The 14339-nt window shown below is 51.7% G+C and carries 11 protein-coding genes; 9 read left to right on the top strand and 2 right to left on the bottom strand.

What is annotated here, in order from left to right; translation table 11 throughout:
- Positions 1–6 precede the first annotated feature (6 nt).
- The gene (gene glnD, locus IB222_RS18625) at positions 7–2679 is read right to left on the bottom strand and encodes a bifunctional uridylyltransferase/uridylyl-removing protein GlnD (protein WP_003829184.1); all 2673 of its coding nucleotides are present in this window, start codon (positions 2677–2679) and stop codon (positions 7–9) included.
- A gap of 113 nt (positions 2680–2792) precedes the next feature.
- Positions 2793–3587, bottom strand: coding sequence for a type I methionyl aminopeptidase (gene map / locus IB222_RS18620; RefSeq protein WP_149384436.1), 795 nt, complete (start codon positions 3585–3587; stop codon positions 2793–2795).
- A gap of 448 nt (positions 3588–4035) precedes the next feature.
- On the opposite strand from map, the gene rpsB reads away from it, so the two are divergent.
- From rpsB to bamA, 9 genes are all read left to right on the top strand, one after another.
- On the top strand, positions 4036–4761 hold the full coding sequence (gene rpsB, locus IB222_RS18615; protein WP_003018553.1) for a 30S ribosomal protein S2: 726 nt from the start codon (positions 4036–4038) through the stop codon (positions 4759–4761).
- A 136-nt stretch (positions 4762–4897) separates the two neighbouring features.
- Positions 4898–5749, top strand: coding sequence for a translation elongation factor Ts (gene tsf / locus IB222_RS18610; protein ID WP_003018551.1), 852 nt, complete (start codon positions 4898–4900; stop codon positions 5747–5749).
- Between the two features lie 145 nt (positions 5750–5894).
- On the top strand, positions 5895–6620 hold the full coding sequence (gene pyrH / locus IB222_RS18605) for a UMP kinase (RefSeq protein WP_003018549.1): 726 nt from the start codon (positions 5895–5897) through the stop codon (positions 6618–6620).
- Positions 6621–6759: 139 nt separating this feature from the next.
- On the top strand, positions 6760–7317 hold the full coding sequence (gene frr / locus IB222_RS18600) for a ribosome recycling factor (RefSeq protein WP_003018547.1): 558 nt from the start codon (positions 6760–6762) through the stop codon (positions 7315–7317).
- Between the two features lie 184 nt (positions 7318–7501).
- Positions 7502–8698, top strand: coding sequence for a 1-deoxy-D-xylulose-5-phosphate reductoisomerase (ispC, locus tag IB222_RS18595; RefSeq protein ID WP_003829176.1), 1197 nt, complete (start codon positions 7502–7504; stop codon positions 8696–8698).
- 187 nt (positions 8699–8885) lie between these two features.
- On the top strand, positions 8886–9644 hold the full coding sequence (ispU, locus tag IB222_RS18590) for a (2E,6E)-farnesyl-diphosphate-specific ditrans,polycis-undecaprenyl-diphosphate synthase (protein ID WP_008786266.1): 759 nt from the start codon (positions 8886–8888) through the stop codon (positions 9642–9644).
- 12 nt (positions 9645–9656) lie between these two features.
- The gene (gene cdsA, locus IB222_RS18585) at positions 9657–10514 is read left to right on the top strand and encodes a phosphatidate cytidylyltransferase (RefSeq protein ID WP_003829174.1); all 858 of its coding nucleotides are present in this window, start codon (positions 9657–9659) and stop codon (positions 10512–10514) included.
- Between the two features lie 11 nt (positions 10515–10525).
- A complete protein-coding gene (rseP, locus tag IB222_RS18580; protein ID WP_003829173.1) occupies positions 10526–11878 on the top strand; it encodes a sigma E protease regulator RseP in 1353 nt (450 codons plus the stop codon).
- A 29-nt stretch (positions 11879–11907) separates the two neighbouring features.
- On the top strand, positions 11908–14319 hold the full coding sequence (gene bamA / locus IB222_RS18575; protein ID WP_003829172.1) for an outer membrane protein assembly factor BamA: 2412 nt from the start codon (positions 11908–11910) through the stop codon (positions 14317–14319).
- Positions 14320–14339 lie beyond the last annotated feature (20 nt).

The following is a 14339-nucleotide window of genomic DNA, read 5'->3' as shown; positions in this document are numbered from 1 at the left end:
AAAACATCACCCTTTATCGTTTGGATTGAGGGCCTCTGTCAACCGTTGATGCACTTCCTGCTGCAGCTCATTATTAAGGGCGCGCCGGTCGGCGGTGGCGATTATGAATAAATCTTCTACTCGCTCGCCAATGGTTGTAATTCGGGCGCCATGCAGCGAAATTCCCAGATCGGCAAAAATCTGCCCGACCCGCGCCAGCAGGCCGGGCTGGTCGAGAGCGATAAGCTCCAGGAATGATTTTCGGTCGGTATGGGTCGGCAAAAATGTGACCTCAGTATCGACGGTAAAGTGGCGTAATTTTGCCGGCTGGCGACGCGGTTGCGGTGGCTGCCAACTGCGCTGCGTGATGGCCTGTTCCAGTCCAAAACGGATCGCTTCATGTCGGTCTGAAGACAGCGGGCTGCCGTCCGGTTCCAGTACGATGAACGTATCCATCGCCATCCCATCGCGGGTAGTGAAAATCTGCGCATCGTGGACGCTAAGATTACGCCTGTCCAGTTCAGCGCAGACGGCGGCAAACAGGTAAGGACGGTCAGGGCTCCAGATGAAAATTTCTGTCCCGCCGCGCGTGGCCTGTGGGCTGAGCAGGATCAGCGGCTTGCTGAGATCGTGTTGCAGCAGATGGCGCGCATGCCAGGCCAGCTGATTTGGGCTGTGACGCACGAAGTAGTTGGCGCGACAGCGTGACCAGATGTGGTGCAACGCTTCTTCATCAATGTTGTCCATTCGCAGTAGCGCCAGCGCCTGAAGCTGATGATGGCGTACACGCTCACGCATATCCGGCGTATTTTGCATGCCACGACGCAGTTGTTTTTCCGTTGCGAAGTACAGCTCGCGTAGCAGGCTTTGCTTCCAGCTATTCCACAGTGTTTCGTTGGTGGCGCAAATATCCGCGACGGTCAGACACACCAAAAAGCGCAGACGGTGTTCCGTTTGTACCTCTTCGGCGAATTGCTTGATCACTTCGGGATCCTGAATATCGCGGCGCTGAGCGGTCACCGACATCAGCAAATGCTGGCGCACCAGCCACACGATCAGCTGCGTTTCGCGGGAATTCAGGCCGTGCAGTTCGGCGAACTTGAGCACGTCCTGAGCGCCGAGCACCGAGTGATCGCCGCCGCGGCCTTTGGCGATATCGTGGAACAGCGCGGCAATCAGAATCAACTCCGGCTGTCGCAGACGCGGCCATAGATCCACACACAGCGGATGGCGCTGACGGGTCTCTTCGTTGGCAAAACTTTCCAGCTTGAGCATTACGCGGATGGTGTGTTCATCCACCGTATAGGCATGAAACAGGTCAAACTGCATTTGGCCGACAATATGCGACCATTGCGGCATATAGGCCCACAACACGCTGTGGCGATGCATCGGCAGCAGACCGCGGCTCACCGCGCCCGGATGGCGTAACATACTGAGAAACAGCGATCGTGCTTCCGGGATGTAGCACAGCGGTTGGGTTAAATGACGGCGGGCATGACGCAGATGGCGCAACGTGGTGGAGTAAATCCCGCTGATCGCGCTGTTACGCACCATGATGTAAAACATCCGCAGTATCGCTTCGGGTTTGCGGATAAACAGATCGTCGTTGCGCAGATCGATCAACGTGCCGCGCAGTTGGAAGTCGTCATCAATCGGGCGAGGTTTTTCATCGGCGGGCATGGCGAGGATCGCCTCGTCGAACAGTTGCAACAGCATGTGATTCAGTTCGCTGACCCGTCGGGTGACGCGGAAATAGTCTTTCATCATCCGCTCGATAGGTTCGTTGCCTTCGCCGCCGTAGTTTAGCCGTTGCGCCACGCTGAGCTGGCGGTCAAACAGCAGGCGGTTGTCGTAACGACTAACGACCAGATGCAGGGCGAAGCGAATCCGCCACAGGATATGCAAACATTCATTGAGCTCGGCACGTTCTGCCAGCGTCAAAAAGCCGAAACCGACCATTTCGTCCAGTGAGGTGGCGCCAAAATGGCGACGGGCCACCCACTGCAGGGTATGGATATCGCGCAGGCCGCCGGGACTGCTTTTGATATCCGGCTCCAGGTTGTAGCTAGTGCCGTGATAGCGCTGGTGGCGCTGATTCTGCTCTTCCACTTTGGCGGCGTAAAACTTGTCGGAAGGCCAGAAACCTTCGCTAAAAATATGCTTTTGCAGCTCTAGAAACAGCGCCACATCGCCGATCAGCAGGCGAGTTTCAATCAGGTTGGTGGCGACGGTTAAATCTGATAATCCTTCCAGCAGACACTCTTCCAGCGTACGCACGCTATGTCCAACCTCCAGCCTCACGTCCCATAGCAGCGTTAACAGCTCACCGACTTTCTCGGCCTGCGCATCAGGCAGCTTTTTACGACTCAGGATCAGCAGGTCAATATCGGAAAGCGGGTGCAATTCGCCTCGCCCGTAGCCGCCAACGGCAACCAGCGCCAGATCGGCTATTTGCCCGAACCCAGCTTCTATCCACAAACGCTGTAGCAGTTGGTCAATAAATTCGGTGCGGGCCTCAATGAGCTGTTCTGCGGAAATTCCACTGTCAAACGCTTCGCCTAACCAGTTCTGGAAGGTGTCAATATGCGCTTTAATGCCGGAGCAGTTGAGATCTTGCTGTGGCCATGTCCCTGGGTTTTGCGGTTGGCCAGGCAGGGTGGGGAGGGCAGTATTTGCGTGCTGTTCAGGAAGAGTATTCATTATGCGCCACCCATTAAAAAGCCGGATGATGGCGTGAACGCCTTATCCGGCCTACTAAGTAGTACAATTTGTAGGCCTGATAAGATGCGAATGCATCGCCATCAGGCAAAACATTATTCGCCGTGTGTGATGATCGCCGGGATGGTGTCATCCTTGCGTAACGTCAGAATTTCACAGCCGTTTTCCGTCACTACAATAGTATGCTCGTACTGTGCAGACAAGCTCCGGTCTTTGGTTTTCACCGTCCAGCCGTCTTTCATGGTGCGGATGCGGTAATCACCGGCATTCAGCATCGGTTCTATGGTGAACGTCATGTCCGGTTGCAGTACCACACCACCGTCGTCTGCATCGTAGTGCAGAACCTGTGGCTCTTCATGGAAGCCGCGACCGATACCGTGACCGCAGTATTCACGAACGACAGAGAAACCTTCGCCTTCCGCGTATTTCTGAATAGCAGCGCCCAGCGTGCGCAGGCGAATGCCCGGTTTTACCATTCGCAGCGCCAGATACAGGCTTTCCTGTGTGACGCGGCACAGACGCTCGCCCAGAATAGTAGGTTTGCCGACGATGAACATTTTCGAGGTATCGCCGTGGTACTCGTCTTTAATCACGGTTACGTCGATGTTGACGATGTCGCCGTCTTTCAGAAGTTTGGCGTCGTCCGGGATCCCGTGGCACACCACTTCATTAATAGAGATACATACGGATTTCGGATAGCCGTGATAGCCCAGGCAGGCGGAAATGGCCTGCTGCTCATTCACGATATAGTCATTACAGAGGCGATCCAGCTCGCCGGTGCTGACGCCCGGTTTAACAAACGGCGCGATCATTTCCAGTACATCAGCGGCCAGGCGGCCAGCGACGCGCATTTTTTCGATTTCTTCAGGGGTCTTGATTGAGATAGCCATAAATTCTGTCCATCAGTGTCGATTATTTCGACAATAATTGTGTAAGTGCTGTCAATGGTATCAGTCTGGGGTGTACCCTGCCAAATTGAGAATCATTCTGAACTTCGCCTTTCGTGCCACAAATGCGTTGGCTACATTTTTTCACCCCAGTCACTTACTGGTTGTAAGCTCCCGGGGATTCAAAATTTTGCCGCCTTCCTGTAACACGAAATTCATCGTTCATTCAGCACAGACCGCCAACAATTATTGGTGTCGGTGGCGTATTTGTGGTATAAAGCGCGCCGGACTTCCGATCCATTCGAAGACTACACACGATGGACGGGAGCGACAAATCTCACTTTGTGTAACAACACACACGTATCGGCACATATTCCGGGGTGCCCTTTGGGGTCGGTAATATGGGATGCGTGGAGGCTTAACCCCAACTTTATATATAGAGGTTTTAATCATGGCAACTGTTTCCATGCGCGACATGCTCAAGGCTGGTGTTCACTTCGGTCACCAGACCCGTTACTGGAACCCGAAAATGAAGCCGTTCATCTTCGGTGCGCGTAACAAAGTTCATATCATCAACCTTGAGAAAACTGTACCGATGTTCAACGAAGCTCTGGCTGAACTGAACAAGATCTCTGCTCGTAAAGGTAAAATCCTTTTCGTTGGTACTAAACGCGCTGCAAGCGAAGCGGTGAAAGAAGCTGCTAACAGCTGCGACCAGTTCTTCGTGAACCATCGCTGGCTGGGCGGTATGCTGACTAACTGGAAAACCGTTCGTCAGTCCATCAAACGTCTGAAAGATCTGGAAACTCAGTCTCAGGACGGTACTTTCGAAAAGCTGACCAAGAAAGAAGCGCTGATGCGTACTCGTGAGCTTGAGAAACTGGAAAACAGCCTGGGCGGTATCAAAGACATGGGCGGTCTGCCGGACGCTCTGTTCGTAATCGATGCTGACCACGAGCACATTGCTATCAAAGAAGCAAACAACCTGGGTATCCCAGTATTTGCTATCGTTGATACCAACTCTGATCCGGACGGTGTTGACTTCGTTATCCCGGGTAACGACGACGCAATCCGTGCTGTGACCCTGTACCTGGGCGCTGTAGCTACTACCGTTCGTGAAGGCCGTTCTCAGGATCTGGCTTCCCAGGCGGAAGAAAGCTTCGTAGAAGCTGAATAATAAGGCACGCTCGTTAGAGCCCTTATAGACCAGGTAGTATCACGTTTGGTTAGGGGGCCTGTATATGGCCCCCTTTTTCACTTTTAAATCTGTGCGGTTTCATGCCGGGCAGATCAAATCTTCCGAGGATTTTAGAATGGCTGAAATTACCGCATCCCTGGTAAAAGAGCTGCGTGAGCGTACTGGCGCAGGCATGATGGATTGCAAAAAAGCACTGACTGAAGCTAATGGCGACATCGAGCTGGCAATCGAAAACATGCGTAAGTCCGGTGCAATCAAAGCGGCGAAAAAAGCAGGCAACGTTGCTGCTGACGGCGTAATCAAAACCAAAATCGACGGCAACATCGCTTTCATTCTGGAAGTTAACTGCCAGACTGACTTCGTTGCTAAAGATGCTGGTTTCCAGGCATTTGCTGACAAAGTACTGGACGCTGCCGTTGCTGGCAAAATCACTGACGTTGAAGTTCTGAAAGCACAGTTCGAAGAAGAACGTGTTGCTCTGGTTGCTAAAATCGGTGAGAACATCAACATCCGTCGCGTTGCTTCCCTGGAAGGCGAAGTTCTGGGTAACTACCAGCATGGTGCTCGTATCGGTGTTCTGGTTGCTGCAACTGGCGCTGACGAAGAACTGGTTAAACAGCTGGCAATGCACGTTGCTGCAAGCAAACCAGAATTTGTTAAGCCGGAAGACGTTTCCGCTGAAGTGGTAGAAAAAGAATACCAGGTTCAGCTGGACATCGCTATGCAGTCTGGCAAGCCGAAAGAAATCGCAGAGAAAATGGTTGAAGGCCGCATGAAGAAATTCACCGGCGAAGTTTCTCTGACCGGTCAGCCTTTCGTCATGGAACCGAGCAAATCTGTTGGTCAGCTGCTGAAAGAGCATAACGCTGACGTAACGGGTTTCATCCGCTTTGAAGTGGGTGAAGGCATCGAGAAAGTTGAGACTGACTTTGCAGCAGAAGTTGCTGCGATGTCCAAGCAGTCTTAATTTTTAAAGGAGCCGCCTGAGGGCGGCTTCTTTTTGTGTCTGGCTTGTAAATTCAGCGAACCGCTATAGTGGTCATGCTGAAAAGCGACATACAATGTCGCCGGAATTAACTCATCTCATTCGTTGACAGTCTCAGGAAAGAAACATGGCTACCAATGCAAAACCCGTCTACAAACGTATTCTGCTTAAGTTAAGTGGCGAAGCTCTGCAAGGTTCAGAAGGCTTCGGTATTGATGCAAGCATCCTCGACCGCATGGCTCAGGAAATCAAAGAGCTGGTTGAGCTGGGTATTCAGGTTGGCGTAGTGATTGGTGGTGGTAACCTGTTCCGTGGCGCTGGTCTGGCGAAAGCGGGGATGAACCGCGTTGTGGGCGACCACATGGGCATGTTAGCCACCGTAATGAACGGTCTGGCGATGCGCGATGCGCTTCACCGCGCCTATGTGAACGCTCGCTTGATGTCCGCAATTCCTCTGAACGGCGTGTGTGATAACTACAGCTGGGCTGAAGCTATCAGCCTGCTGCGTAACAACCGCGTTGTTATTTTGTCTGCGGGTACCGGCAATCCGTTCTTCACCACCGATTCTGCAGCCTGCCTGCGCGGTATTGAAATTGAAGCGGATGTGGTTCTGAAAGCCACCAAAGTCGATGGCGTATTTACTGCCGACCCGGCTAAAGATCCAACGGCGACTATGTACGAACAGTTGACCTACACTGAAGTACTGGATAAAGAGCTGAAAGTAATGGATCTTGCCGCGTTCACGCTGGCTCGTGACCACAAATTACCGATTCGTGTCTTTAACATGAACAAACCAGGTGCACTGCGCCGTGTTGTTATGGGTGAAAAAGAAGGCACGTTAATCACGGAATAATTCCCGTTGCGGCTAAATGCAGGTAATATTCCGCTTTAATGTCGCGGGATACGTCCCTCAAAATTAATCAAGACTATACTTGTCACATCTTGCGTGGCGGGTATGGTCTGACTGAAACAAGCTTTCAAGGATTCGTAACGTGATCAACGATATCAGAAAAGATGCTGAAGTACGCATGGACAAATGCGTCGAAGCGTTCAAAAACCAAATCAGCAAAATTCGCACGGGTCGTGCTTCTCCTAGCCTGCTGGATGGTATTGTCGTGGAATATTACGGCACGCCGACTCCGCTGCGCCAGCTGGCAAGCGTAACGGTTGAAGATTCCCGTACCCTGAAAATCAACGTATTTGACCGTTCTATGGGTCCAGCCGTTGAGAAAGCAATCATGGCTTCCGACCTCGGTCTGAATCCAAGCTCTGCGGGCTCTGACATCCGCGTTCCGCTGCCGCCGCTGACCGAAGAACGTCGTAAAGATCTGACCAAGATCGTACGTGGTGAAGCTGAAGGCGCGCGTGTTGCGGTACGTAACGTACGCCGTGATGCAAACGACAAAGTGAAAGCGTTGTTGAAAGAAAAAGAGATCAGCGAAGATGACGATCGCCGTTCTCAGGACGACGTACAGAAACTGACTGACGCAGCAATCAAGAAAGTTGATGCGGCGCTGGCAGAGAAAGAAGCAGAACTGATGCAGTTCTGATTCGCCTGTACGCTAAAAACGCCGCTTAGAAGGCCTGAGAAGGCTGGATGGCGGCGTTTTGCTTTTTTCTGTCTACATAACTCTAAATAATTCAAGTTGCAGGAAGGCGGTGACGCCAAAGGCCGAGTAAAGCCAACGTACATGCAACTTGAAGTATGACGAGTAAAATTCTTCTGGATGTCCGATGAAGCAATTAACCATCCTGGGATCAACCGGTTCCATTGGTTGCAGTACGCTGGATGTAGTACGCCATAACCCGGAAAAATTTCGTGTTGCTGCGTTGGTGGCGGGTAAAAATGTTGCCCGTATGGTAGAGCAATGCCTGGAGTTTGCGCCTCGCTATGCGGTAATGGATGATGAAAAAAGCGCGGCACAGGTAAAAGCTGCTCTTTTGGCACAGGGTAGCCGTACCGAGGTGATGAGCGGGCAGCAGGCTGCCTGTGATATGGCTGCGCTGGATGATGTTGATCAGGTCATGGCGGCGATTGTCGGCGCAGCGGGTTTGCTGCCGACGCTGGCGGCAATTCGTGCGAGTAAAAGCATTTTGCTGGCGAATAAAGAATCGCTGGTGACCTGCGGTCGTCTGTTTATGGACGACGTGAAACGCCACAAAGCGCAGCTTTTGCCGGTAGATAGCGAGCATAACGCGATTTTTCAGAGTTTACCGCAACCTATCCAACACAATCTGGGATACGCTGACCTTGAGCAAAATGGCGTCATGTCAGTTCTGCTTACCGGGTCTGGTGGCCCATTCCGTGAAACGCCATTGCGCGATCTGGTCTCTATGACCCCCGATCAGGCATGTCGTCATCCGAATTGGTCGATGGGACGAAAAATTTCTGTCGATTCCGCCACCATGATGAACAAAGGTCTGGAATACATTGAAGCGCGTTGGTTATTTAATGCCAGTGCAAGCCAGATGGAAGTGCTGATCCACCCGCAGTCGGTTATTCATTCGATGGTCCGTTATCAGGATGGTAGTGTTCTGGCGCAGTTGGGTGAACCTGATATGCGTACACCTATTGCCCATACGATGGCATGGCCAGAACGTGTGACGTCTGGTGTTAAGCCTGTCGACTTTTGCAAACTCAGTGCGTTGACGTTTTCCGCACCTGACTACCAGCGTTATCCGTGCCTGAAACTGGCGATGGATGCGTTTGAGCAAGGTCAGGCGGCGACGACCGCACTCAATGCCGCGAATGAAATTACCGTTGCCGCATTCCTGGCGCAGCAGATCCGATTTACCGATATTGCCGATCTCAATTTATCCGTACTGGATAAGATGGATTTGCAGGAACCACAGAGCGTTGACGACGTGTTGAAGGTCGATGCCATCGCGCGGGAAGTCGCCAGAAAAGAAGTGATGCGACTCTCAAGCTGATGATAATCCCTCTACGGAGAATCGTGCTATTTGTTAGCGTTGGGCTTCAGTGATATAGTCTGCGCCACCCGATCGCGGGTATTTGCTTTTTTTCGGTCGGGTAAGCCGTGGTTTGACACGGCTTTTTTGTGGATAGGCTTCAGTATTCCTGAGTACCGTAAATCCTTTCAGGGACTAATAACGCGTTATGTTGTCTGCAACTAAACCATTAAGCGAAAATTTGCCAGCACATGGTTGTCGCCATGTCGCAATTATCATGGATGGCAATGGCCGCTGGGCGAAAAAGCAAGGGAAGATTCGCGCCTTTGGGCATAAGGCTGGAGCAAAATCCGTCCGCCGGGCTGTCTCTTTTGCTGCAAATAACGGTATTGATGCGTTAACGCTGTATGCCTTTAGCAGTGAGAACTGGAACCGACCTGCGCAGGAAGTGAGCGCGTTAATGGAACTGTTTGTGTGGGCACTTGATAGCGAAGTGAAAAACCTGCATCGCCATAACGTACGCCTGCGTATTATCGGGGATATCAGTCGATTTAACTCACGTTTGCAAGAACGGATTCGCAAATCAGAAGCGATTACCGCCCAGAATACCGGGTTGACGCTGAATATTGCAGCGAATTACGGTGGACGGTGGGATATTGTCCAGGGAGTCAGGCAACTGGCACAACAGGTGCAGGACGGTGTGCTGCATCCTGAGCAAATCGATGAAGAGATGCTTGGGCAGCAAATTTGTATGCATGAGCTGGCTCCTGTGGATTTAGTGATAAGGACTGGGGGAGAGCACCGAATTAGTAATTTTCTGTTGTGGCAAATTGCCTACGCCGAACTTTACTTTACCGATGTTCTCTGGCCCGATTTCGATGAACAAGACTTTGAAGGTGCGCTGCATGCCTTTGCTAATCGTGAGCGTCGTTTCGGCGGCACCGAACCCGGTGATGAAAAAGCCTGATGGGGGTCGCTTTTGCTGAAGTATCGCCTGATTTCTGCTTTTGTTTTAATACCCGTTGTCATCGCGGCGCTGTTTTTGCTGCCGCCGGTGGGGTTCGCCATTGTTACGTTGGTCGTCTGTATGTTGGCCGCCTGGGAATGGGGACAGTTAAGCGGTTTTACCACGCGTACGCAGCGAGTCTGGCTGGCGGTTTTGTGCGGGCTATTGCTGGCACTGATGCTATTTTTGCTGCCAGAATACCATCGCGATATCCATCAACCGCTGGTTGAAGTATCGCTGTGGGCGTCGCTGGGCTGGTGGGTCGTAGCGCTATTACTGGTATTGTTTTACCCAGGGTCTGCGTCGGTCTGGCGTAATTCCAAAACATTACGCATAATTTTCGGCGTGTTAACCATTGTCCCGTTCTTTTGGGGAATGCTGGCGTTACGTGCATGGCACTATGATGAGAATCATTATAGTGGCGCGCTATGGCTGCTATATGTCATGATCCTCGTTTGGGGAGCAGACTCTGGTGCGTATATGTTTGGTAAGCTGTTTGGCAAACATAAGCTGGCACCGAAGGTTTCTCCTGGTAAAACCTGGCAGGGTTTTATTGGCGGACTCGCCACTGCGGCCGTGATCTCATGGGGTTATGGCATGTGGGCGAATCTTGAAGTTGCGCCTGTCACCTTGCTCATTTGCTCCATCGTTGCAGCCCTGGCCTCCGTGCTGGGTGACCTGACCGAGAGTATGTTTAAGCGTGAAGCAGGTATTAAGGACAGTGGTCACTTAATTCCAGGACACGGTGGTATTCTGGATCGTATTGATAGCCTGACGGCTGCGGTACCGGTCTTTGCCTGCCTGTTGTTACTGGTGTTCAGGACGCTCTAACGGATGGTCTTATGCTGAGTATTCTCTGGAATTTGGCTGCGTTCATCATCGCACTTGGTGTGCTTATCACCGTGCATGAATTTGGTCATTTCTGGGTTGCGCGGCGCTGCGGAGTCCGCGTCGAACGCTTTTCCATTGGCTTTGGAAAAGCGCTTTGGCGGCGTACCGATAAATCAGGTACGGAATACGTCATCGCCATGATTCCCCTCGGCGGTTACGTCAAAATGCTGGATGAGCGCGCTGAACCGGTCGCACCGGAATTGCGCCATTACGCCTTCAACAATAAAACGGTTGGACAACGTGCTGCTATTATCGCCGCGGGTCCGATTGCAAACTTCCTTTTTGCTATTTTTGCTTATTGGCTGGTGTTTATCATTGGTGTCCCTGGCGTTCGTCCTGTTGTTGGTGAAATAACACCCAACTCGATTGCTGCACAGGCGCAAATTCAGCCGGGTACGGAACTAAAAGCGGTTGATGGCATCGAAACCCCTGATTGGGATGCAGTGCGATTGCAACTGGTATCCAAAATCGGCGATGAGCATACAACCCTCAGCGTGGCGCAGTTTGGCAGCAACCAGCGGCAGGACAAAACGCTGGATTTACGCCATTGGGCATTTGAGCCAGACAAAGAGGATCCTGTCTCTAGTTTGGGCATGCGTCCGCGTGGTCCGCAGATTGAACCGGTACTGTCAGAAGTGCAGGTTAATTCCGCTGCAAGTAAGGCAGGTTTGCAAGCTGGCGACAGGATCGTTAAAGTCAATGGTCAGTCACTGACGCAATGGATGACGTTCGTGACTCTGGTGCGCGATAATCCGGATACGCCGTTAGCGCTAGATATTGAAAGACAAGGAAGTTCCTTGTCTTTAACGTTAACCCCAGATTCAAAACAGGTTAACGGGAAGGCAGAAGGGTTTGCGGGCGTGGTGCCTAAAGTTATTCCTCTGCCTGATGAGTATAAGACTGTACGCCAGTATGGGCCATTCAGCGCCATCCTCGAAGCCTCGGATAAAACGTGGCAGTTGATGAAGCTGACGGTCAGTATGCTGGGAAAATTGATTACCGGTGATGTAAAACTGAACAACCTCAGTGGGCCGATTTCTATCGCCCAGGGGGCTGGGATGTCAGCGGAGTTCGGGATTATTTATTACCTGATGTTCCTTGCGCTTATCAGCGTGAACTTAGGGATAATCAACCTGTTTCCGTTGCCCGTTCTTGACGGGGGGCATCTGCTGTTCCTGGCGATTGAAAAGCTGAAGGGCGGTCCGGTATCCGAGCGGGTTCAAGACTTTAGTTATCGCATTGGCTCTATCTTGCTGGTGTTGTTAATGGGGCTTGCACTTTTCAATGATTTCTCTCGGTTGTAAGAGAGTGTTAGGAAGAACGCATAATAACGATGGCGATGAAAAAGTTGCTCATAGCGTCGCTGCTGTTTAGCAGCGCCACCGTATACGGTGCTGAAGGGTTCGTAGTGAAGGACATTCATTTCGAAGGCCTACAGCGAGTCGCCGTTGGTGCGGCTCTCCTCAGTATGCCGGTGCGCACAGGCGACACGGTTAATGATGAAGACATCAGTAATACCATTCGTGCTCTGTTCGCCACCGGTAACTTTGAGGATGTCCGCGTCCTGCGCGATGGTGATACCCTTCTGGTTCAGGTAAAAGAACGTCCGACGATTGCCAGCATCACTTTCTCCGGTAACAAATCGGTGAAAGATGACATGCTGAAGCAAAACCTCGAGGCGTCTGGCGTGCGTGTTGGCGAGTCTCTGGATCGCACAACGCTTGCCGATATCGAAAAGGGCCTGGAAGATTTCTACTATAGCGTCGGTAAGTACAGCGCCAGTGTGAAAGCGGTGGTGACGCCGTTGCCGCGTAACCGTGTTGACCTCAAGCTGGTCTTCCAGGAAGGTGTTTCGGCGAAGATCCAACAGATCAATATCGTCGGCAACCATGCCTTCTCGACTGACGAACTTATCTCTCACTTCCAGTTGCGTGACGAAGTGCCGTGGTGGAACGTGGTGGGCGATCGTAAATACCAGAAACAGAAGCTGGCGGGCGATCTTGAAACCCTGCGCAGCTACTATCTGGATCGCGGTTATGCTCGCTTCAATATTGATTCCACTCAGGTCAGCCTGACGCCGGATAAAAAAGGCATCTACATCACCGTTAACATCACTGAAGGCGAGCAGTACAAGCTTTCTGGGGTTCAGGTGAGCGGTAACCTGGCCGGGCACTCCGCCGAAATTGAGACCCTGACGAAGATCGAGCCAGGTGAACTCTATAACGGCACCAAAGTGACCAAAATGGAAGATGACATCAAGAAGCTTCTGGGTCGCTATGGCTATGCCTATCCGCGCGTTCAGTCGCAGCCTGAAATCAACGACGCTGACAAAACCGTTAAATTGCGTGTAAACGTGGATGCGGGTAACCGTTTCTATGTGCGTAAGATCCGTTTTGAAGGTAACGACACTTCTAAAGACTCCGTTCTGCGTCGCGAAATGCGTCAGATGGAAGGCGCATGGTTGGGCAGCGATCTTGTCGACCAGGGTAAAGAGCGTCTGAACCGTCTGGGTTACTTTGAAACCGTTGATACTGATACTCAGCGTGTTCCGGGCCGCCCGGATCAGGTTGATGTAGTCTACAAGGTTAAAGAGCGTAACACCGGTAGCTTTAACTTCGGCGTCGGTTACGGTACCGAGAGCGGCGTGAGCTTCCAGGCTGGCGTTCAGCAGGATAACTGGTTAGGTACCGGTTATTCTGTCGGGATTAACGGCACCAAAAACGATTACCAGACCTATACTGAGTTGTCTGTCACTAACCCGTACTTCACCGTTGATGGTGTGAGCCTTGGTGGCCGCGTCTTCTATAACGACTTTGAAGCGGATGATGCAGACCTGTCCGACTATACCAACAAAAGTTATGGTACAGACGTGACGCTGGGCTTCCCGGTCAACGAATACAACACGTTGCGCGCGGGCCTGGGTTATGTACATAACAAACTGTCCAATATGCAGCCGCAGATCGCAATGGATCGTTATCTTGAGTCGATGGGACAATCCGCTGATACCAGCAGTTTTGCCGCTGATGATTTCACCTTTAACTACGGTTGGACATACAACAAGTTAGACCGTGGTTATTTCCCGACAGACGGTTCGCGTGTCAACCTGAACGGTAAAGTCACCATTCCGGGTTCTGACAACGAATACTACAAACTGTCGATGGATACCGCGACCTATATGCCGATCGATGACGACCACAAGTGGGTTGTTCTGGGTCGTACCAAGGTAGGTTATGGGGATGGCATTGGCAGCAAAGAGATGCCGTTCTACGAGAACTTCTACGCCGGTGGTTCCAGTACCGTGCGTGGCTTCCAGTCCAACACCATTGGTCCGAAAGCGGTCTATAAAAAGGGTGCTAGCACAGACTGGAATGACGGCGATAACGAAGAATGTACTCAGGATTCAGGCTGTAAATCAGATGATGCGGTAGGTGGTAACGCCATGGCTGTCGCCAGCCTGGAATTTATTACCCCGACGCCGTTTATCAGCGATAAGTATGCTAACTCGGTCCGTACTTCCTTCTTCTGGGATATGGGTACCGTTTGGGATACTAACTGGGATCCGTCATCTGCGCCGTCGGATGTGCCGGACTATAGTGATCCGAGCAATATCCGTATGTCAGCGGGTATCGCGTTACAATGGATGTCCCCATTGGGGCCGTTGGTTTTCTCCTACGCCCAGCCGTTCAAGAAGTACGATGGAGACAAAGCGGAACAGTTCCAGTTTAACATTGGTAAAACCTGGTAACTGTTCTTCGCAAAGGAATG

It is taken from the genome of Citrobacter sp. C13, from assembly GCF_014596815.2.
GTDB lineage: Bacteria > Pseudomonadota > Gammaproteobacteria > Enterobacterales > Enterobacteriaceae > Citrobacter > Citrobacter portucalensis.
The sequence above is the reverse complement of the archived record's forward strand: the minus strand, read 5'-3'. Positions and strand labels throughout refer to the sequence as shown.

What these genes read in the sequence shown, in the direction of transcription:
- glnD (WP_003829184.1), bottom strand. Translation starts at nt 2,679, where the DNA reads ATGAATACTCTTCCTGAACAGCACGCAAATACTGCCCTCCCCACCCTG.
- map (WP_149384436.1), bottom strand. Translation starts at nt 3,587, where the DNA reads ATGGCTATCTCAATCAAGACCCCTGAAGAAATCGAAAAAATGCGCGTC.
- rpsB (WP_003018553.1), top strand. Translation starts at nt 4,036, where the DNA reads ATGGCAACTGTTTCCATGCGCGACATGCTCAAGGCTGGTGTTCACTTC.
- tsf (WP_003018551.1), top strand. Translation starts at nt 4,898, where the DNA reads ATGGCTGAAATTACCGCATCCCTGGTAAAAGAGCTGCGTGAGCGTACT.
- pyrH (WP_003018549.1), top strand. Translation starts at nt 5,895, where the DNA reads ATGGCTACCAATGCAAAACCCGTCTACAAACGTATTCTGCTTAAGTTA.
- ispC (WP_003829176.1), top strand. Translation starts at nt 7,502, where the DNA reads ATGAAGCAATTAACCATCCTGGGATCAACCGGTTCCATTGGTTGCAGT.
- ispU (WP_008786266.1), top strand. Translation starts at nt 8,886, where the DNA reads ATGTTGTCTGCAACTAAACCATTAAGCGAAAATTTGCCAGCACATGGT.
- rseP (WP_003829173.1), top strand. Translation starts at nt 10,526, where the DNA reads ATGCTGAGTATTCTCTGGAATTTGGCTGCGTTCATCATCGCACTTGGT.
- bamA (WP_003829172.1), top strand. Translation starts at nt 11,908, where the DNA reads ATGGCGATGAAAAAGTTGCTCATAGCGTCGCTGCTGTTTAGCAGCGCC.